At 62.5% G+C, this 19,285-nt stretch carries 18 protein-coding genes; 7 read left to right on the top strand and 11 right to left on the bottom strand.

Translation table 11 applies throughout. The annotated features are described in order from the left end of the window. Positions 1-8: 8 nt before the first annotated feature. Positions 9-1,049, top strand: coding sequence for a uroporphyrinogen decarboxylase (gene hemE, locus ACGYLI_RS08850; protein WP_394418874.1), 1,041 nt, complete (start codon positions 9-11; stop codon positions 1,047-1,049). A gap of 200 nt (positions 1,050-1,249) precedes the next feature. Here hemE and hemF read toward each other — a convergent pair whose 3' ends face one another. Both hemF and idi read right to left on the bottom strand, forming a co-directional pair. Further along, positions 1,250-2,131, bottom strand: coding sequence for an oxygen-dependent coproporphyrinogen oxidase (hemF, locus tag ACGYLI_RS08845; protein WP_394418872.1), 882 nt, complete (start codon positions 2,129-2,131; stop codon positions 1,250-1,252). Between the two features lie 19 nt (positions 2,132-2,150). Next, a complete protein-coding gene (gene idi / locus ACGYLI_RS08840) occupies positions 2,151-2,681 on the bottom strand; it encodes an isopentenyl-diphosphate Delta-isomerase (protein WP_394418870.1) in 531 nt (176 codons plus the stop codon). A gap of 195 nt (positions 2,682-2,876) precedes the next feature. Between idi and ACGYLI_RS08835 the strand changes: the two genes are divergently transcribed. Next, positions 2,877-3,347 (top strand): c-type cytochrome, encoded by a 471-nt coding sequence (locus tag ACGYLI_RS08835; RefSeq protein ID WP_394418868.1) that lies wholly within the window; start codon positions 2,877-2,879, stop codon positions 3,345-3,347. A 58-nt stretch (positions 3,348-3,405) separates the two neighbouring features. Here the strand turns inward: ACGYLI_RS08835 and ACGYLI_RS08830 are convergent, their stop codons facing one another. The 7 genes from ACGYLI_RS08830 to ACGYLI_RS08800 are packed head-to-tail and all read right to left on the bottom strand — an operon-like array spanning position 3,406 to position 11,098. Continuing rightward, entirely contained in the window at positions 3,406-4,551 is a 1,146-nt protein-coding gene (locus tag ACGYLI_RS08830; protein ID WP_394418866.1) for an iron-containing alcohol dehydrogenase, read from the bottom strand. A 3-nt stretch (positions 4,552-4,554) separates the two neighbouring features. Then, on the bottom strand, positions 4,555-5,928 hold the full coding sequence (locus tag ACGYLI_RS08825) for an aldehyde dehydrogenase family protein (protein WP_394418864.1): 1,374 nt from the start codon (positions 5,926-5,928) through the stop codon (positions 4,555-4,557). A gap of 2 nt (positions 5,929-5,930) precedes the next feature. Then, the gene (locus ACGYLI_RS08820) at positions 5,931-7,295 is read right to left on the bottom strand and encodes a glutamine synthetase family protein (RefSeq protein ID WP_394418862.1); all 1,365 of its coding nucleotides are present in this window, start codon (positions 7,293-7,295) and stop codon (positions 5,931-5,933) included. 59 nt (positions 7,296-7,354) lie between these two features. Further along, the gene (locus ACGYLI_RS08815; RefSeq protein ID WP_136720278.1) at positions 7,355-8,392 is read right to left on the bottom strand and encodes a TRAP transporter substrate-binding protein; all 1,038 of its coding nucleotides are present in this window, start codon (positions 8,390-8,392) and stop codon (positions 7,355-7,357) included. Between the two features lie 50 nt (positions 8,393-8,442). Next, on the bottom strand, positions 8,443-9,768 hold the full coding sequence (locus ACGYLI_RS08810; protein WP_067268276.1) for a TRAP transporter large permease subunit: 1,326 nt from the start codon (positions 9,766-9,768) through the stop codon (positions 8,443-8,445). Next, positions 9,768-10,334: a TRAP transporter small permease subunit gene (locus tag ACGYLI_RS08805; protein ID WP_067268278.1), complete on the bottom strand. Its 567-nt coding sequence runs from the start codon at positions 10,332-10,334 to the stop codon at positions 9,768-9,770. Before ACGYLI_RS08805 ends, ACGYLI_RS08810 begins: the two co-directional genes overlap by 1 nt. Then, positions 10,331-11,098: an N-formylglutamate amidohydrolase gene (locus ACGYLI_RS08800; protein ID WP_394418859.1), complete on the bottom strand. Its 768-nt coding sequence runs from the start codon at positions 11,096-11,098 to the stop codon at positions 10,331-10,333. The genes ACGYLI_RS08805 and ACGYLI_RS08800 overlap by 4 nt, the downstream gene beginning before the upstream one ends. A gap of 120 nt (positions 11,099-11,218) precedes the next feature. Here ACGYLI_RS08800 and ACGYLI_RS08795 point away from each other — a divergent pair, with 120 nt between their 5' ends. From ACGYLI_RS08795 to ACGYLI_RS08775, 5 genes are all read left to right on the top strand, one after another. Then, positions 11,219-12,091 (top strand): MurR/RpiR family transcriptional regulator, encoded by an 873-nt coding sequence (locus tag ACGYLI_RS08795; protein ID WP_271692706.1) that lies wholly within the window; start codon positions 11,219-11,221, stop codon positions 12,089-12,091. A 136-nt stretch (positions 12,092-12,227) separates the two neighbouring features. Further along, entirely contained in the window at positions 12,228-13,280 is a 1,053-nt protein-coding gene (gene nadA / locus ACGYLI_RS08790) for a quinolinate synthase NadA (RefSeq protein ID WP_394409265.1), read from the top strand. 11 nt (positions 13,281-13,291) lie between these two features. Continuing rightward, a complete protein-coding gene (locus ACGYLI_RS08785) occupies positions 13,292-14,848 on the top strand; it encodes an L-aspartate oxidase (protein WP_394418857.1) in 1,557 nt (518 codons plus the stop codon). Positions 14,849-14,850: 2 nt separating this feature from the next. Then, entirely contained in the window at positions 14,851-15,696 is an 846-nt protein-coding gene (gene nadC, locus ACGYLI_RS08780; RefSeq protein ID WP_394418855.1) for a carboxylating nicotinate-nucleotide diphosphorylase, read from the top strand. A gap of 44 nt (positions 15,697-15,740) precedes the next feature. Continuing rightward, on the top strand, positions 15,741-16,190 hold the full coding sequence (locus tag ACGYLI_RS08775) for a GNAT family N-acetyltransferase (protein ID WP_394418853.1): 450 nt from the start codon (positions 15,741-15,743) through the stop codon (positions 16,188-16,190). On the opposite strand, the gene ACGYLI_RS08770 is transcribed toward ACGYLI_RS08775, so the two are convergent. Next, on the bottom strand, positions 16,180-17,685 hold the full coding sequence (locus ACGYLI_RS08770) for a heme biosynthesis protein HemY (protein ID WP_394418851.1): 1,506 nt from the start codon (positions 17,683-17,685) through the stop codon (positions 16,180-16,182). The two genes, ACGYLI_RS08775 and ACGYLI_RS08770, sit on opposite strands and share 11 nt — an antisense overlap. A 10-nt stretch (positions 17,686-17,695) precedes the next feature. Beyond that, a complete protein-coding gene (locus ACGYLI_RS08765) occupies positions 17,696-19,276 on the bottom strand; it encodes a hypothetical protein (protein ID WP_394418849.1) in 1,581 nt (526 codons plus the stop codon). Positions 19,277-19,285 lie beyond the last annotated feature (9 nt).

Raw genomic sequence — 19,285 nt, 5'->3', positions numbered from 1 at the left:
ACGCCATAATGACTGCGAACAAGACCATCCTGCGCGCCCTTGCGGGCGAAACCCTGCCGACGCCGCCGATCTGGATGATGCGGCAAGCCGGGCGCTACCTGCCCGAGTATCGCGCGACACGGGCCGAGGCGGGGGATTTCCTGTCGCTGTGCTACAACCCGGAGCTTGCCGCCGAGGTGACGTTGCAACCGATCCGCCGCTATGGTTTCGACGCTTCGATCCTTTTCGCCGACATCCTGCTGGTGCCGCAGGCGCTTGGCGCCGATCTGTGGTTCGTCACCGGAGAGGGGCCGCGACTGTCGACGATCACCACCAAGGCTGAGATGGAAGCGCTGAAACCGGCGGACGCCATTCACGACCACCTCGCCCCGATTTACGAGACCGTGCGCATCCTGTCGCGCGAACTGCCCGAAGAGACGACACTCATCGGTTTTGCGGGCGCGCCTTGGACGGTGGCGACCTATATGATCGCGGGCAAGGGCGCGCCGGATCAGGGGCCCGCCCATGCGCTGAAGGACGAGAACCCCGAGGTGTTCGATGCGCTGATGGAGCGGATCACGCTGGCGACGATCGAATACCTCGACATGCAGATCAAGGCGGGGGCCGAGGTGGTAAAGCTCTTCGACAGTTGGGCCGGATCGCTGGAAGGCACGGATTTCGACCGCTATTCGACAGAGCCGCTGCGCCAGATCATCAGCGCGCTAAAGGCGCGTCATCCGGGCGTGCCCGTGATCGCCTTCCCGCGTGGAGCCGGGGCGCGTTTCGCCAATTTGCATGCCGCCACCGGGGCCGATTGCATCGCCGTCGATGACGGCGTTAGTGCAGAGTGGGTGGCCGAACATGTGCAGCCGCATGGCTGTGTGCAGGGCAACCTGAAGTCCTCGCATATGGTGACGGGCGGGGATGCGCTGGTGCAGGAGACCCGGGCGATTTGCGATGCGTTGTCGAAGGGGCCGCATATCTTCAATCTGGGGCATGGGATCACGCCGGATGCGGATCCGGAGAATGTGCAGTTGATGATTGATACGGTGCGCGGGACGCGGGGGTAACAAGCCAACGCCCAAAGTTTAGATCGAGGGCCATCGCCTGCCCGCGGGTGGGCGATCTGACGGCTGTTATAGCCACTTTATCTATCAGCCTTGATGTGCGCCCTCGAGGTCACGCCAAGCCATACCAAATCGCCTACCCGGTGGGGCGGGCAGGCGATGGCCCGGCGCCTGCGGCTTGATTCCGGGCCGGGGTGGTTAGCTCAAACCCACTTCGCCATAGGCGGCAGGCTCATCAGCACTGCATCCGGATCATGCCCCGTCTCCAGACCAAACTTCGTCCCCCGGTCATAGACAAGGTTATACTCAGCATAGATCCCCCGGTGGCGCAGCTGCACGTCCTTGTCGTCCATGTCCCACGGCATCTCGCGCCGTTTGTCGACCACGGGCACATAGGCGGGCAGGAACGCGCGGCCCACATCCTGTGTCAGCGCAAAATCCGCCTCCCAGTCGCCGCTGTTGCGGTCATCGTAAAAGATGCCACCCACACCCCGCGCGCGTTTGCGATGGGGGATGTAGAAATACTCATCCGCCCAAGCCTTCAACTCATCATAGAGCGTGGCCCCATGCGGGTCGCAGGCGGCCTTCATCTCGGCATGGAAATGGTCGGTGTCCTCGTCATACTCGATACAAGGGTTCAGATCCGCGCCGCCGCCGAACCACCATGCATGGGGGGTCCAGAACATGCGGGTGTTCATATGCACCGCTGGCACATGTGGGTTTTGCATATGTGCCACCAGACTGATGCCCGAGGCCCAGAAACGCGGGTCTTCGGCCATGCCGGGCAGCCCCTTGCGCGCGGCCATGGCGGCCTGCGCCCGCTCGCCCAACTCGCCATAGACGGTGGAGATATTCACACCCACCTTCTCGAACACACGGCCCCCGCGCATGACGGACATCTCACCGCCACCGGCGTCCGATCCATCGGGGGCAGTGCGGGTGGTGTTGCTGACCACGAAACGCCCGGCCTCTTCCTCGCCCACATGACGCTCTTCAATGTCGTGGAACGCCTGAACGATGTCATCGCGAAGCTTGCGGAACCAATCCGCCGCGCGTGTCTTTTGGTCTTGCATGTCGTCGGTCATCTCTGGCCCGCCTTTTCTGTTATTCCATCGCCCCGCCGCCGAGGATCAGACCTTCGTGTTCGGCCATGTAGATCCGCAGCCAAGGCGTATAGTCTTCGGGGTTCTGCGCGAGGTTGGTGTGCAGATCGCCAAGGGTGATCCAGCGGGTCGCCATCACCTCCTCAGGGTTTTCCGTGATCGTCAGATCCGGCGCGGCATGGGCGAGATAGACCTCGACCACCTCATGTTCGATCAGCCCGCCGCCGACATCGGCGCGGTATTCGACCCGGCCCCGGTGCTGCAAGGCCAGCCCGGTGATCCCCAACTCTTCGTCCAAACGCCGCGCGGCGCAGTCCTCGGGCGGTTCATCCCAATGCGGATGCGTGCAGCAGGTGTTCGCCCATAGACCGGGGGTGTGATATTTGCCAAGCGCGCGCTGCTGCATCAGCAGCTTGCCGTCGGAGATGACAAAGACCGAAACCGCCATATGCCGCAAACCGCGTTCATGCGCAGCGAGCTTTTCGACCGGTTGCAGGATGCCGTCGACCCAGGCGGGGACCATGATCTCCATCAGATGCGGCTTACCGTTGTGTTCATCTCACCCTCGGCGCAGAAGAAATTCACCGGCAATTATCGAGGGATTTCCCCCTAGTCTCAACCGCTAACCGGCCCGCCCTGCGCCCGTGCTACCTTTTGGCGCAGTGAACATCCTTTACCCCTTCGCCCCAAACGCTAGTTTCAAGTCAGACTGACAAAGGAACTCACAATGAACATGCGTATCGCGTCGATCTTCGCCATCTGCCTTGGGGCCACGCCCCTTTGGGCGGAAAGCCATGCCTCCGGTGACGCCGAAGCCGGGGAAAAGGTCTTTCGTAAATGCAAAAGCTGCCACATGATCTCGGATGATGAGGGCAACGATATCCAAAAAGGGGGCCGTACGGGGCCGAACCTTTATGGGATCTACAACCGTGTGGCGGGTTCCGTCGAAGACTACCGCTATGGCGATTCCATCGTGGCTGCGGGCGAAGCCGGGCTGACATGGGACGAAGAGAGTTTCATAGGCTACGTCGCCGACCCCAAGGGGTTTTTGGCCGAGTATCTTGATACGAAACGGGCCAAGTCGAAAATGTCTTACCGTCTGAGAGACGAAGAAGACGCGAAAGACGTTTGGGCCTATCTGGTCTCCGTCGGGCCGGAAGTGACCGAGACTGAAGAAGCGGCAGAGGCGACCGAGTAATTCGCGCATTCAGCGCAATGCGAAAGGGGGGCCATTTGGTCCCCCTTTTTGTTTTGGATCAGAAGCAGTCGTGCAGCAGCTGCGTGACATTCTCTTTGGTCAGTTCAATCGGGTTGCCGCCACAGCTTGGGTCTTGCAAGGCCGAGGCGACCAGCGCGTCGATATCCGGTTCGGTCACGCCAAGGGCGGTCAGATTAGCGGGGATATTCAACTCCGCATTCAACTTGCCGACGAAATCATAGAAGCCATCAAAGCCACCGACGATATTGAGATAGGCCGCCGCTTTGGCCAGACGGTCCTCAATCGCAGGGCGGTTCATGCGCAGAACCGGCTGCATGACCACGGCGTTGGTGGTGCCGTGATGCGTGTGATGCACCGCGCCGATCGGGTGGCTGATGGCATGGATCGCGCCCAGACCCTTTTGGAACGCTGTGGCGCCCATGGCAGCGGCAGACATCATATGGCCGCGCGCCTCAAGATCACTGCCGTCGGCATAGGCGCGGGGCAGGTATTCCTTGACCAGACGCATCCCTTCCAGTGCCATGCCTTGGCTCATCGGGTGGTAATGCGGCGAGCAGAAGGCTTCCAGACAATGGGCGAACGCGTCCATCCCCGTGCCTGCAGTGATCATCGGCGGCATGCCGACGGTCAGTTCCGGGTCGCAGATCACGACGGCGGGGAGCATCTTGGGGTGGAAGATGATCTTTTTCTCATGGGTTTGGGAGTTGGTGATGACGCTGGCGCGCCCCACTTCCGAGCCTGTGCCGGCGGTCGTCGGCACGGCCACGATGGGCGCGATGCCATCCGCGTCGGCGCGGGTCCACCAATCGCCGATATCCTCGAAATCCCACAGGGGGCGGGTTTGGCCCGCCATGAAGGCGATGACCTTGCCCAGATCGAGACCGGAGCCACCGCCAAAGGCGATCACGCCGTCATGGCCGCCGTCGCGGTAGACCTTGATGCCCGCCTCGGCGTTCATCTCGGTCGGGTTCGGGTCAACGTCCGAGAACATCGCGCGGCCCAGACCTTCGGCCTCCATCAGGTCCAGCGTGGACTGGGTGATGGGCAGATAGGCCAGCCCCTTGTCGGTGACCAACAGCGGCTTCTTGATGCCCGCAGCGGCGCAGGCCTCAGCAATCTCTTTAATCCGGCCCGCGCCGAAGCGGATGGCGGTGGGGTAAGACCAATTGGCAGTCAGGGACATGTCTCAGGCTTTCTTGAGGTGGTAGGATTTGGGGCGTGTCAGCGCGTGATAGCCCAGTTCAGACAGGCCCGCGCCGCGCCCGGTTTGCTTGCAGCCGGTCCAGCACAGCGCCGGGTCCAGATAGTCGGCACGGTTCATGAAGACGGTGCCGGTTTCCAACCGCTGGCCGATGGCCTCGGCGGCATCGGCATCGGCGGTAAAGATCGCGGCGGTCAGACCGAATTGGCTGTCGTTCATCAGCGCAATGGCTTCTTCATCGTCCTTCACCGGCATGATGCCGACCACGGGGCCAAAGCTTTCGTCACGCATGACGCGCATCTCATGGGTCACATCGGTCAGCACCTGCGGCGTCAGATAGGCACCGCCATCGTCGGCGGGCATTCTATCGATGTGCGCCTTGGCACCTGCCGCCACGGCCTCATCAATCTGCGCGCGAACCTCATTGGCGAAACGTACATTGGCCATCGGCCCAAGCGTCGTGGCCTGATCCAGCGGATTGCCGAGGTTGAGGTTATTCACCCATGCCACGGCCTTCTCAACGAAGGCGTCATAGAGGCTTTCGTGCACATAGATCCGCTCGATCCCGCAGCAGCACTGGCCCGCGTTGAACATCGCCCCGTCCATCACGCCATCAACCGCCGCGTCGAGGTTGGCATCGGCCCGGACATAGGCGGGGTCTTTGCCGCCCAATTCGGTCGCCACGCCTGTAAAGGTGCCCGCCGCGGCGCGTTCCATCGCCTGACCGCCGCCGACAGAGCCGGTGAAGTTGACAAAATCAAAGGCGTTGTCGGCGATCAACGCCGAGGTGGTGTCATGGCTCAGCACGACGTTCTGGAACACATCCTCGGGCACGCCAGCGGCGCGGTAGGCATCGGCGAGGTGTTCACCGACCAGAATGGTCTGCGAGGCATGCTTCAGGATCACCGAATTGCCCGCGATCAGCGCAGGCGCGATGGTGTTGTTCGCGGTCATATAGGGGTAGTTCCACGGCGCGACGACGAAAACCACGCCATGCGGCTCACGCATGATCTTGCGCGAAAAGGCGGCGCTGTCTTCGATCACCGTAGGTGCCAGCGCATCGGGGGCGATCTTGGCCATGTGGCTGGTGCGCTCCTGCAAGCCACCAAACTCACCGCCATAGCGCACCGGGCGGCCCATCTGCTGGGCCAGCTCCTCGGTCATCCGGTCGGTGGAATTCTCGATCTCTTTCAGCGCGCCCATCACCAGATCGACACGCTCTTGCAAGGGGCGCGCAGCCCATGCCTTTTGCGCCTTGCGGGCGCGGGCAACAGCCTCAAGCGCCGCATCGTTGCTTAGGGTTTCGCGCTCCGCATAGACCGAACCGTCAATCGGAGAGATACATTTTACCGTCGTCATTCTCAGGCCCTTTCAAAGCCGCGGGCGATTTCCCAATCGGTCACCACCCGGTCATATTCTTCCTGCTCCCATTCCGCCGCGCGGGTGTAATGGGTCACTACATCGTCGCCCAGCACCTCGCGCAAGAACGTCGAGCCGCGCAGGGTCTCGGTTGCTGCCCGCAGGGTCTGGGGGATATCGACAGCGTCGGACTCGCCATAAGCATCGCCGCGTGTGGGCGGGGCAAGCTCCATCTTGTCTTCGATCCCTTTGATTCCGGCAGCCAGCATGACCGTCTGCGCCAGATAAGGGTTTAGGTCCGATCCGCCAATACGGCATTCGACCCGCACGCCCTTTGTCCCTGCCCCGCAGAGGCGGAACCCCGCGGTGCGGTTGTCGACGGACCAGACGGTCTTGGTCGGGGCGAAGGTGCCTTTGGCGAAGCGCTTGTAGCTGTTCACATAGGGGGCGAGGAAATAGGTATATTCCGGCGCATAGGCGATCAGACCGGCCATATAGTGGCGCATCAGATCGGACATGCCCAACTCGCCCTCGCTGTCAAAGAAAGCCGCTTCGCCGTCTTTCCACAGTGACTGGTGGACGTGGCTGGAAGAGCCGACGCGGTCCTTGTGCCACTTGGGCAGGAAGCTTGCCGCATGACCCTGCTGCCAAGCGATCTCCTTGACCGCATGCTTGGCAATCGTGTGATAATCGGCGCAGTCGAGGGCTTGGGAATAGCGGATGTTGAGCTCTTCCTGACCGGCTTCGGCCTCGCCCTTGGAGTTCTCAATCGGCAGACCAGCGGCGAAGAGATGGTTGCGCAGCGGGCGCATGACGTTCTCTTCCTTGGTGGTCTGGAGGATATTGTAATCCTCATTATAGCCGCTGATCGGCGTGAGGTCGCGGTAGCCGCCCTTGCGGATCGCGTCAAAGCTTTGCTCGAAAAGGAAGAACTCCAGCTCGGTCGCCATCATCGCGTCGAAACCCAGTTCCTTCAGCCGCGCGATCTGTTTCTTCAGCATGGCGCGCGGGGAATGCGGCACCGGCTGGTGCGTGTCGTGATCCAGCACGTCGCAGAGCACCATCACCGTTCCCTCCAGCCACGGCACCGGGCGGATCGTGTCGAGGTCGGGCTGCATCACATAGTCGCCGTAACCCGTCTCCCACGAGGTGGAGGCAAAGCCTTCGGGCGTGGCCATCTCAAGGTCGGTGGCCAGCAGGTAGTTGCAGCAATGGGTTTCTTTATAAGAGGTCTCGACGAAGTTGACGGCATGGAAACGCTTGCCCATCAACCGGCCTTGCATATCCACAAGGCACGCAAGAACCGTATCGACGGATCCTTCTTTGACCAGTTTTTTCAGCGCGTCGAATGTCAGTGTGCCGGGCATGTTCTGTCCACTTCAGGGGGTAAGGCGGGGGCGCAGGCAGCGCGCCCCCGGTTGTCGGTTTAGCCGTTGGTGTAGGGCGGACCGGCTTTGTTGATGACTTCGTTATAGTCACGGAAGATCTGCACGATCTTGGCGTGCACTTCGCCTTCTTCGGCGATCTCTGTCCAGAAGTCCTTGGCCGCGTTTTCAACCTCGGCCCATTCGTCGGCAGGCACGGTGCTGAGCTTAAGCTTGTCGCCCTGCGCCCGCAGACGCGCCTCGCCGCCCCAGTACCACTGGTTGCGGTAGGTGTGGCCTGCTTCGATCCCCGCCATGACCAACTGCTTGAGGTGATCCGGCAGATCGGCCCACTGCTGCTGGTTGACGAAGAACGACCCGATCCAAGCACCCGAGATGTTGTTGGTCAGGAAGTAGTCGGTCACATCGGCCCAGCCGACGGTGTAGTCTTCGGTGATGCCGGACCACGCCATGCCGTCGAGCTCGCCGGTCTGCACGGCGACCTCGGCGTCTTCGTAAGGAATGTTCACCGGCACCACACCGAACTTCGACAGGAAGCGGCCCGCGGTGGGGAAGGTGTAGAGCTTCAGACCGTCCAGATCGGCGACCGATTTGATCTCTTTGGTGGTGTTGAAGTTACAGGGGTCTTGGCCCGCCGCCGACAGCCATTCAACACCGACCTTGGCGTATTCCTCTTTCCAGATTTCGGCCAAACCGTACTGGTTGAACAGCACCGGCACGTCGAGAATGTGCTTGGTGGCGAAGGGGAAGTAGCCGCCGAATTGTTGCAGCGGCGTGGGCGAGGCCATGGAGTCGTCATCGGAATGCACCATGTCGATGGTGCCGCGCTGCATCGCTTGGAACAGCTCACCGGTGGGCACGATCTGGTCGGCGTAGAACAGTTCAATCTCCATCTCGCCATTGGCGGCGGCGTTGATGTAATCGACCGCCGGTTTGGTCACCTGCTCACCCAGAGCGGCGCCAGCATAAGTCTGCATACGCCATTTGATCGGCGCTTGGGCATGCACGATGGAGGGCGCGGCGAGGGCCGCAGGGGCGGCGACGGCGGCCCCGGATAGAAACTTTCTGCGAGTGGTCATACGTCTCTCCTTTGTTGAAATGTCAGGCCGTCTTTGCGCGGCTCTCATTGTTATTTGTCGTAGATGTAATCGGGCAGCCATGTCGCGATCTCCGGGAAGACCATGACGAGTATCAACGCCAAGACCATCACCAGCACGAAGGGCGTGATCGACGCATAGATGTCGCGCAGGGTAATCTCCGGCGGGGCCATGGCGCGCATCAGGAACAGGTTATAGCCGAAGGGCGGCGTCATATAGGCGATCTGCGTGGTGATCGTGTAAAGGATACCATACCAGATCAGATCAAAGCCCAGCGCACCGACCAAGGGCACATAGAGCGGCGCCACGATGACCAGCATCGCCGTATCATCAAGGAAGGTGCCCATGATGATGAAGCTAAGCTGCATCATGATCAGGATCATCCAGGGGCTGAGGTTCATCTTCTCGGTGAACAGGCTTTCAATCGCTTTCACCGCGCCGAGCCCATCAAAGACCGCGCCAAAGGCGAGGGCGGCGAGGATGATCCACATGAACATGCAGGTGATGCCCAGGGTGTTGCGCACGGAGTTCTCGAAAACCTCGCGGGTCATGCGGCCCTTGAGCACCGCTGCAAAAAATGCCGCCGCAGCCCCGATGGCCGAGCTTTCGACCAAGCTGGTCCAACCGTTGACGAAAGGCACCATCATCACCGCAAAGATCACCAGCGGCAGGATGCCCGCCCGCAGAAGGCGCAGTTTCTCGGCACGGGGAATGTCGCGATCCTCGGCTGAGAGTATGGGACCAAGTTCGGGATTCATCCGGCAGCGGATGACGATATAGGCGATGAACATCGCTGCCATCATCAACCCCGGGATGACCCCTGCAAGCCACAACTGCCCCACCGGCTGCCGCGCGATCATGGCGTAAAGCACCAGCACCACCGAAGGCGGCACGAGGATGCCAAGGCTGGACCCCGCCTGGATCACCCCCGTCACCATCCTTTTGTCATAGCCGCGTTTCAGCAGTTCCGGCAGCGCGATGGTCGACCCAATCGCCATACCCGCCACGCTGAGCCCATTCATCGCCGAGATCAGCACCATCAGGCCAATCGTGCCAATCGCCAGCCCGCCGCGCACCCCGCCCATCCAGACGTGGAACATGCGGTAGAGGTCATCGGCGATGCGGCTCTCGCTGAGGACATAGCCCATGAAGATGAACATCGGCAGCGTCAGCAGCGGATACCATTTCATCAGCTTCATCGCGGCGGCGAAACCGATGTCATAGCCGCCTTTGTCACCCCAGAGCAGCAGCGCCGAGACCACGGCGATAAAGCCGATGGCGCCAAACACCCGCTGGCCGGTCAGTAGCATCAGCATCATTGACGAGAACATCAATGTCGCAATCATTTCATAGGACATCAGATGGCCTCACCCTTGAGCCGCAGCACGTCTTTCGCGAGCTCGGACAGACATTGCAGCAGCATCAGAAAGATGCCGACGATCATCACGACCTTGATCGGCCAGAGATACGGACGCCATGCGGAACTGGATTGCTCCATATGGCCAACCTCTTCACTGCCGGTGATCAAGCCGCCGAAAAAGCTGAACGGCTCGGTCCCCCAGTAGCCCAGCGAATAGGCCGTAGAGCTTACCGCGCCATAGAGCAGCACGCAGAGATAGAAGATCAGGAAGAAGACGGTAAAGAGGTCAAACCACGCTTTGCGGCGCAGCGACCAATCGCCATAGAGCAGGTCCATCCGCACGTTCGACCCCAGTTGGATCGAATAGGGACCGCCCAAGATGTAATAGCCCACCATGACGAACTGCGCCATTTCCAACGTCCAAAGCGAGGGGACGAAGAAGGCTTTGCTGACGGTGGACCACAACAGCACCCCCATCAGGACAAAGATGCCATACATCATGATCCGCCCGATCCGCCGGTTCATCGCGTCGATGCCCCGGATATAGCCCCGGATGAACCTCATGGTTTGACCTCCTTCATCTCGGGCCGAGCCATGGCGGCGCGGAGCCATTTGCTGATCATCTCGGCCATCTGCCGCTGTTCGGCTTCGGTCTTAATGAGGTCATTACGGATCTCTAGCATGACATGGGGATGACCATGGGCCAGCCCATGCTCCTTCAGCGTATGGGTCACCCCGTCCTGCGGGCCGTAGGGCTCATTTCGTTCGACATTCAGATCCGTGAACTCGGACGCCACCGCGAGCATCGCATCGGCAAGGCGCGTATCGCTGTCGTGTAGGATCCCGATCTCTACGCTGCGCGGTTTGCCGTGGTAGATGGGCGTGAAACTATGCACCGTGACGATCGCAGGCGCCTCGACCCGCTTGATCGTCGCGGCCAAAGTCTTGCGGAAAGGCTCGTAATAGCGCGTCACCCGCTCGGCCCGGCCTGCGTCATCAAGCGTGGCATTGCCGGGGATCGCGAAAATCTCGCTCTGCGCTGGCATCGCGCCCGGGGCTTCGGGCGGGCGGTTGCAATCGTAGACCAGACGCGAGACGCGCCCCGCCACCAGCACCGCATCCAGATCCTGCGCCATGGCCCGGGCCACGCCCAAGGCACCGGGATCCCAAGCCACATGGCTTTCGCGGGCCGCGGCATCCAGCCCCAGACCGTCGTAGCAGGCCGGTATCTCACGCGCCGCATGTTCGCAGACCAACACCAGCGGGGCCTTGGCCCCGGCATTGATCACCTCGACGGCTTCATTCGAAAGATCTGACTGTTCTGACACCCTGTCCCCCTCAGTTAGTTCAAACCTCATTCGGGCGGGGGGCTTCTGTCAACAGAATAATGTCAAATTTATTACAACGCGGTTCAGTTTGTGTTATTACTCGTCAAAAGAGGGGCATCCATGGCTGAACCGACACTGACCATTTCCGACCGTATCCAGCAGGAGCTGGACCGGCTGACCCGTGCGGAACGGCAACTCGCCCATTCGATTCTGGAAAATTACCCCGCCTCCGGCCTCGGCCCGCTGACGGCGCTGGCGAAGGATGCCAATGTCTCGACCCCCACCGTGGCGCGGATGGTGCAAAAGCTCGGGTTCAAGGGCTACCCCGAGTTCCAGAACGAGCTGCGCGAAGAGTTGAAGGCCAAGGCCAAGAACCCCATCGCCAAACATGACAACTGGACCGAAGGCGCGCCCTCGGGCCATGTGTTGAACCGGTTCACCGATGCGGTGATCGACAACATCCGCCACACGTTGGGCCAGATCGAACCGGCCACCTTTGACCGTGCCTGCGCGATGATCGCCGACACCGCGCATCCGCTCTATATCGTGGGCGGGCGCATCACCCATGTGATGGCCGAGTATCTGTTCCTCCACGCCCAGATCATCCGCCCGCGGGTGACACATATCCAATCCACATCAAACGCTTGGCCGCATTACCTGCTGGACGTGGGCGAAGGCGATGTCTTTGTTATCTTTGACGTGCGCCGATATGAGAACAACACCCTGAAACTGGCCGAAATGGCCCATGCGCGGGGGGCCAAGATCATCCTCTTCACCGACCAATGGCGCTCTCCGGTGCATAGCCTTGCCGATATCTGTTTCTCCAGCCGGATCGTCGCGCCCTCGGCTTGGGACAGCGCGGCGGCCACGCTGCTGCTGGTGGAAAGCGTGATCTCGGCCATGCAGGACATCAACTGGGAGGATACAAAGGACCGCGCCGAACGGCTGGAAGACATGTTCGACCAGACCCGTTTGTTCCGCAAATTCACCTAACACCCCCGGGCGGCCAGCGCCTTGCCCTAAAGGGTATTGGCTTGCCCAAACCCCGCCAGTCGTCTATGGCCAGCACGCCGGGTGTGGTGTCCAGCGCGGTGCCGTGACACGCGCCAAGGCCGGAGGGGGACCGACCATGCGTGATGAAATCTTTTCGCCCAGCGAACTTGAGCGCCATTATGACCTCGCGCCATCGCCAGCGCTGGCGGCTGAAATGGCCGATATCTACGCCAAGATGGACCGTGTCGTCTCGCCCCCCGATTGGGCCATTCATGCGCCCTATGTCGCCGCGATCAACAAGCTCAAGAAAGAGCGCAACGCGGTCATCCTTGCGCATAATTACATGACGCCCGACATCTACCATGGCATCGCGGATTTCGTCGGCGACAGCCTGCAACTCGCCATCAAGGCGACCGAGGTTGAGGCCGATGTCATCGTGCAATGCGGCGTGCATTTCATGGCCGAAACCTCGAAAATCCTGAACCCGGCCAAGACCGTGCTGATCCCCGACATGGAAGCGGGTTGTTCACTGGCCGAAAGCATCACCGCCGAGGGCGTCGCACAGATGCGCGCGCAATATCCCGGCGCGCCGGTTGTCACTTACGTCAACACCACGGCAGAGGTGAAGGCGGCGTCGGACATCTGCTGCACCTCGTCGAACGCGGCGCAGATCGTGGCTGCGCTTGAGGCCGACACGATCATCATGACGCCGGACAAATATCTGGCGCAGAACATCGCCAAACAGGTGCCGCAAAAGCGCATCGTCTGGTGGGACGGCGCCTGCATCGTGCACGAACGCTACACCGCAAAAGATATCGCCGACTACCGCGAGTGGAACCCCGACACCCGCATCATCGCGCATCCCGAATGCCCGCCCGACGTGGTGGCGGAGGCGGATTTCTCCGGCTCGACCAGCGGAATCCTCGACTATGTGCACCGCGAAAAACCGGCCAAGGCGATGCTGGTCACCGAATGCTCCATGGCGTCGAACATCGCCGATGAATTGCCCGAGGTCGATTTCGTCGGCCCCTGCAACATGTGCCCCTACATGAAGAAGATCACGCTTGAGAAGGTTCTCTGGTCGCTTCACACGATGTCCGGCGCCGTCGAAGTGGAGGCCGAGGTTGCCAGCAAGGCGCGGGTGGCCGTGCAACGGATGATCAACCTCTCCCGCGAACTCGGCCTCTGAAGGGCGCGCGCGTGGAGCAGATCACAACCGGCAGGATCATCATCGTTGGGGCCGGTCTGGGCGCGCTCTATGCCGCGCTTTGTCTTGCGCCGCGCCCGGTTTTGCTAATCTCGCCCGATCCTTTGGGGTCTGGGGCCAGTTCCGCTTGGGCGCAGGGCGGCGTGGCCGCCGCGATGGCGCAGGCCGACAGCCCCGAGGCCCATGCGCTCGACACCATCAAAGCCGGGGCGGGTACGGTCGAGCCGCGCGTCGCCGCCACTGTAACGGATGAGGCCCGCGCCCATATCCTCGCCCTGACCGATTTCGGCACCGCCTTCGACCGCAGCGCCGATGGCGGCTATGTCATGTCGCGCGAGGCCGCGCATAGCTTTGCCCGCGTCGTGCGCGTGCAGGGCGATCAAGCGGGGGCCGAGATCATGCGCGCGCTGATCGAAAAGGTGCGCGAAACACCGTCGATCCAAGTGCTCGAAGGGGTGCTCGCCTGCGGTTTGGAAAGTGACGGTACCAAGGTCACCGGGGTCGAGGTTGAACTGGCACGGCCCGAAGGCTCCGCCCCCGTGATGCTGCGCGGCTCAGGGGTCTTGCTGGCGGGCGGCGGGTCTGGCGGGCTTTATGCGCTGACCACCAACCCGGCCCGCATTCGCGGGCAGGTGATCGGCATGGCCGCCCGGGCGGGCGCGCTCATTGCCGATGCGGAATTCGTGCAATTTCACCCCACCGCCATCGACTGCGGCGAAGACCCCGCGCCCTTGGCGACCGAAGCACTGCGCGGGGCCGGGGCGCATCTGATCAACCGCGAAGGCGCGCGCTTTATGGAGGCGGTCCACCCCCTTGCCGAGCTTGCCCCGCGCGATGTCGTGGCCCGCGCCATCTTTGCCCAGACCCAAGCGGGGCTGCGCCCCATGCTCGACACCCGCGCGGCCTTGGGTGCGGCGGTGCTGACCGGCTACCCCGCCGTCGCAGCCGCCTGCGCGCGCAATGGCATCGACCCGGTGGCCCAGCCCATCCCCGTGGCTGCCGCGGCGCATTACCATATGGGCGGTGTCGCGACGGATGCGCATGGCCGCTCAAGCCTCGCCGGGCTCTGGGTCTGCGGAGAGGCGTCTTCGACCGGGCTGCACGGCGCGAACCGTCTGGCATCAAACGGGCTGCTTGAAGCGCTGGTCTTTGCCCGCCGGGCGGCGCAGGACATGCTTGGGGAATGCGAGGCGGGCGGTGATGACGCCATACAGCTGCCGGAATTGTCTGCTGGCGAGACACCGAACGAGACCCTCGTCACCCGCCTGCGCCAAACCATGACCGCAGAGGTCGGCGTGCTGCGGGATGCGGCGGGCTTGCACCGCGCCTTGACGGCCATCGCCGAGATCGAAGCGGCGCAACCCGATTGTGCCCAGTTGCAAAACATGACCGCCACCGCCACGCTCATCGCCGCCGCCGCCCTCGCCCGCCGCGAAAGCCGGGGCGCGCATTGCCGCACGGACTATCCCAAAACGCTCCCCGAAGCCGCCCGCAGCTTCATGACATTGGCCGAGGCCACGGCCCGCCGCTCCAACCCCGAGGACGCCTGAAGATGACCACCGCCCTGCCCGACCTGATCCTTGAGCCGTTGGTCCGTGCCGCTTTGATGGAAGACCTCGGCACCTATGGCGATGTCACGACCCGCAGCGTGATCCCCGAGGGCACGACCTATACCGCCCGGCTGCGCGCCCGCGCCGAGGGGGTCGTCTCTGGTATGCAAATCGCGCGGCTGGCCTTCCACCTTGTCGACCCCACGCTTGAGGTGCGCACGCTGAAAGAAGACGGCAGCAGGATCGCCAAAGGTGACACGCTGATGGAGATCGAAGGCTCCGCCGCCGCGATCCTCTCGGCGGAACGCGTGGCGCTGAACTTTGCCGGGCGGCTCTCGGGCATCGCCACCCTGACAGCGTCCTGCGTGGCCGAAACGAAGGGCACCGAGACCCGGATCACCTGCACCCGCAAAACCACGCCGGGGCTGCGCATGGTCGAGAAACAGGCGGTGCTGCATGGCGGCGGGTTCAACCACCGCTTCTCCCTCTCTGACGCGATCCTGATCAAGGACAACCACATCGCTGCCGCCGGGGGCATCCGGCCTGTGTTGCAGGCGGTCAAGGCCAATGCCTCGCATATGATCCGGGTCGAAATCGAGGTCGACACGCTGGCGCAGCTTCAAGAGGTCTTGGACGAAGGCGGCGCGGATGTGGTGCTGTTGGATAATATGGACACGCCAACGCTCTCGCAAGCGGTCGAAATGGCGCAGGGGCGCATCGTTCTGGAGGCTTCGGGCAATATGACCCTGCCGCGTATTGCCGAGGTCGCGGCGACGGGGGTGAACTATATCTCCATGGGCGCGCTCACACATTCTGCGACAACGCTGGACCTTGGGCTGGATTTCTGAACCAACTGGGGCAAAGATCGCGCAGCCAGCGAAGGGAGCCCGCCATGTCCGACCTTACCATCCGAACCGTGAGAGACCATGACCGCGCCGATTGGGAGCGGCTTTATCAAGGCTATGCCGAATTCTATAAAGTCGAGCAGACGCCGGAGATGCGCGCGCGGGTTTGGTCTTGGCTGCATGATCCGCTGACCGAGGTCGAAGGGCTGGTCTGTGAAGATACCGAAGGACGGGTGATCGGACTGACCCATTTTCGGCATTTCGCCCGCCCGCTCGCTGCGGCGACGGGCTGTTTCCTCGACGATCTTTTCGTGGCCCCCGAAGCCCGCGGCAGCGGCGCTGCCGACGCGCTGATCGGCGAGGTCAAAAAGATCGCCCAGAAACGCGGCTGGAGCCTTGTGCGCTGGATCACGGCCGAGGATAACTACCGCGGCCGTGGTGTTTATGACAAGCTGGCCACCCGGACCAATTGGGTCACCTACGACATCAAGCTGTAGGGTCCGGGGCTTTCCTGGGCGTCTCGGGACGGGTCGGCTTTTCTGGCTCCGTCACCAGTTCCGCGTCTTCGATATCCTCCGTCCGCGTGCTCAGCGCCCCTTCCGTCGGGGTCGTTTCCGGCGCGCCGACGATCAGCGGCAGCATCTGAACACCGCTCGGCATGGCCACTTCCGACAGCGGCGGTGTCTTCCATTCCAGCGTGTCGAAGCTCTTGCAGTTTTCGCAGATCGGCACCCATTCGGCATGGATGTGATGGCAGTTCTCGCAAATCCACTGCGGCCCGCGTGAGACGTTCAGCGCGCGTGTCAGCCAGCCTTTGACCACGGTGTCCGGCGCGCCCTCGCCCCGCTCGATCGCCGCCATCAGGGTGACGGACCGGGCCGAGGGATCAGTCTCGACCAGATTGCCAAGCGCCCGGCGCGCTTCGGGGAAGTCTTCGTTGGCGATGTGCAATTCGGCTAGCAGCATCTTGGTCTCGGGATGGTCGGGCTGAGATTTGGTCAGGGCGCGGAACCGTTTGATCCGCTGGGGCGGTGTCTCATCCGGCTGAATCTCGGCAAAGGCGGCGGCAAGATCGGGGTGCGGCTGCACGCTCCACGCTTTTTGCAGCACTTTGGAAGCATTGCGGGGCTTGTCCTGCGCGATATAGCTGCGCGCGGCCATCACGGCGGCGGGCACCAGATCGGGCGACAGGCGGTTGGCTTCAATCGCGGCCTCGCGGGCTTCGACACTGTTGCCCTCGTCGATGACCTCGCGCGCCTCGGAGAGCGCCAGAACCGCGTCGCGGCGTTTGTGCACATCGCGCGGCAGATGGCCGTATTTATACTTGGCCTGCAGAGTGCCACGCGCACCGGTCCAATCATGTTTCTCGGCCTGCAACTTCAGGAGCGTGTCGCCGGTTTCCTCATGTTTGGGCTTCAGCGCGAAGGCTTTCTCGGCCAGTTTCAGCGCCGTTTCGGTATCTCCATCGGCCAGCTTCTGCTTCATGATGCCGCGCACACCGACGAAACGCGTCTTTTCGTCTTCGACCAGCTTGCGATAGGTCCGTTCGGCCTTGCGACGGTCCCCCGCCAGCTCCGCCGCCTGCGCGGTCAGCAGATTGGTCAGTGCCGGGCGTTTGAGATAGCGGTCGGCCTTGGCCGCCTTGGCCATCGCGACCTGTCCCTCGCCGCTGGCCAGCGCCATCAACCCGTCCGACAGCGCCTCATAGCCCTTACGCTCGCGGTTGCGGTCAAAGTAGCGCGACAGCGCCGTCTCATCGCCATTCAGGAAATGCCAGACTGCCGAGAGCAGCGACACGATCTTGAGCAACACCCAAACCGCAAGCATCAGCAGCAAAACGGCGATCACCGATTGCAGCGGCCCAAGGGTATATTCCGTGCCCGCCACGGTCAGCTGAATGCCACCTTCGCTTTCCAACAGGAAGCCTGCACCCCAAGCCAGAGCGGCGACCAGCACGACAAAAAGAACGATTTTAATAAGAGACCAGAGCATTTTTCGTTCCTCAGTTGGCCGTCAGGCGTTGGGAGAGTTCATTGGCGGCGGTTTCAGCCGCCTGACGCCCGCGGGCATCAGCCAGCCATTCCGCCATTGCTTCCTGCGCGGGGGCTGGCAGCGTGTCGATCTCAGCTAGTGCATCGGTCAAACGGCCATCGCGCACCGCTGCTTCGGCGCGAGACAGGACAGCATCGGCATCCGCCCCTTCGCGCGGCGCAACCGAGCGGGCACCGAGTTGGCGTTTCAGGAAGTTGCCAAAGCCGCCTTCGCCCTCTTCCGGCACGGCGGCACGGGCGGTGGCCAGCGCTTCACGCGCGGCATCGGGATAGCGCGCTTGGAGATTGGCGAGGGTGACGACACCGCCCGCGGCGCTTTCACGCAGGGTTTCGGGTATGTCCTCGACCCCGGCCTGCTGCAACTCGGCCAACGGCGCTTCGAAGGGGCGACCGGCGCTGATTGCAGCGTTCATCTGGGTCATCGCAGTCTGGGCACGGGCCGCTTCCGCCGCGGCGGCTGTTGCCTCTTCGGCGGTCTGGGCGTTTTCCAGCAGGCTCTCGATCTCGCTGCGCTGTTCGGCGACAGAGGCGCGCAGAGCTTCCATCTCACGCTCAAAAGCCGCGACCGCGACTTGGTTGTCACCGCCGGTGGCGGGTTGCTTTTCAACAGTGGTGAGGCGGCTATCGATCTCGGCCAATTGGCTTTGCAGCGCCGAGAGGGCCTCGCGGCTGCCGGTCAGTTCCTCGCGCAGCGCATCGACCTGCGGCAGGCTTTCCGGCAGGGTGGCAGGCTCTTCGACGCGGGCTTCCAGTTCCGCGATGCGGGCCTGCTGCGCTTCCATCGCGCTCTGCAATTCTGCCGCGCTTTGTGCCCGGGTGCCCAAGACGTCATACTCCGATGCGGCAAAGCCAAGGCCCGCAGCGATGGCACCGCCAAGCAGCATGGGGAAGAACACGCTGCGCTTGCGCTCTTTCGGGGCAGGCTCAGGCGCCGGGGTCGAGGCGGGTGGGGACATCGGTTTGGACGTGGCAGCGCTTGGCTTTTCAGCCTTTTCCGGCGCGGGTTTGGATGAGCCACCACTCGGCTTAGACGCAGCCGCCGAGGCGCGTGAAGGCGCGGGATCAGCGGCCGGTTTGTCTTTGGGCACCGGTTTGTCCTTGGGTGCAGCGCTGGTGGCGCTTGTCTTGGGATCGTCCTTGGGCGAAGCCGTCTGGGGCTTCGTCTCTTTAGCCGGTGTGGCACTCTCGGGCTTGTCTTTAGCCTGCGTAGTGCTTTCGGGCTTGGCCGGGGCTTTGTCGTCCGGCTTGGCCGCAGCGGTGGGCTTCGCTGTCGTTTTATCCGTTGTGGGCGTGGTGCTGGGTGTTTTTGATGGGTCGGCCTTGCCCGTTTCGGTTTTCGCCGCGTCGGCCTTGGCATCCTCGGTTTTCGGCGTGTCGGGTTTTGCCGTCTCCACCCCATTACCATCGGTCTGGCTGGGTTTCGCGGCCTCGGCCTTCTCTGCCGTGGTTGCCTTATCCGCCGCGGGAGGCGTCTGATCGGCTGTGGTCTTGTCCGCTTCGCTTTTGCTGACCGTCTTCTTGGGTTTTGCCACGCCTCACGC

The organism is Sulfitobacter sp. 1A13421 (genome assembly GCF_043557285.1).
Classification (GTDB): domain Bacteria; phylum Pseudomonadota; class Alphaproteobacteria; order Rhodobacterales; family Rhodobacteraceae; genus Sulfitobacter; species Sulfitobacter faviae.
Note: the sequence above shows the minus strand (reverse complement) of the source record. Positions and strands in the feature narration are given on the sequence as shown.

Bases quoted from the DNA above. Each gene is read 5' to 3' on its own strand.
- hemE (WP_394418874.1), top strand. From the start codon at position 9: ATGACTGCGAACAAGACCATCCTGCGCGCCCTTGCGGGCGAAACCCTG.
- hemF (WP_394418872.1), bottom strand. From the start codon at position 2,131: ATGACCGACGACATGCAAGACCAAAAGACACGCGCGGCGGATTGGTTC.
- idi (WP_394418870.1), bottom strand. From the start codon at position 2,681: ATGGAGATCATGGTCCCCGCCTGGGTCGACGGCATCCTGCAACCGGTC.
- ACGYLI_RS08835 (WP_394418868.1), top strand. From the start codon at position 2,877: ATGAACATGCGTATCGCGTCGATCTTCGCCATCTGCCTTGGGGCCACG.
- ACGYLI_RS08830 (WP_394418866.1), bottom strand. From the start codon at position 4,551: ATGTCCCTGACTGCCAATTGGTCTTACCCCACCGCCATCCGCTTCGGC.
- ACGYLI_RS08825 (WP_394418864.1), bottom strand. From the start codon at position 5,928: ATGACGACGGTAAAATGTATCTCTCCGATTGACGGTTCGGTCTATGCG.
- ACGYLI_RS08820 (WP_394418862.1), bottom strand. From the start codon at position 7,295: ATGCCCGGCACACTGACATTCGACGCGCTGAAAAAACTGGTCAAAGAA.
- ACGYLI_RS08815 (WP_136720278.1), bottom strand. From the start codon at position 8,392: ATGACCACTCGCAGAAAGTTTCTATCCGGGGCCGCCGTCGCCGCCCCT.
- ACGYLI_RS08810 (WP_067268276.1), bottom strand. From the start codon at position 9,768: ATGTCCTATGAAATGATTGCGACATTGATGTTCTCGTCAATGATGCTG.
- ACGYLI_RS08805 (WP_067268278.1), bottom strand. From the start codon at position 10,334: ATGAGGTTCATCCGGGGCTATATCCGGGGCATCGACGCGATGAACCGG.
- ACGYLI_RS08795 (WP_271692706.1), top strand. From the start codon at position 11,219: ATGGCTGAACCGACACTGACCATTTCCGACCGTATCCAGCAGGAGCTG.
- nadA (WP_394409265.1), top strand. From the start codon at position 12,228: ATGCGTGATGAAATCTTTTCGCCCAGCGAACTTGAGCGCCATTATGAC.
- nadC (WP_394418855.1), top strand. From the start codon at position 14,851: ATGACCACCGCCCTGCCCGACCTGATCCTTGAGCCGTTGGTCCGTGCC.
- ACGYLI_RS08775 (WP_394418853.1), top strand. From the start codon at position 15,741: ATGTCCGACCTTACCATCCGAACCGTGAGAGACCATGACCGCGCCGAT.
- ACGYLI_RS08770 (WP_394418851.1), bottom strand. From the start codon at position 17,685: ATGCTCTGGTCTCTTATTAAAATCGTTCTTTTTGTCGTGCTGGTCGCC.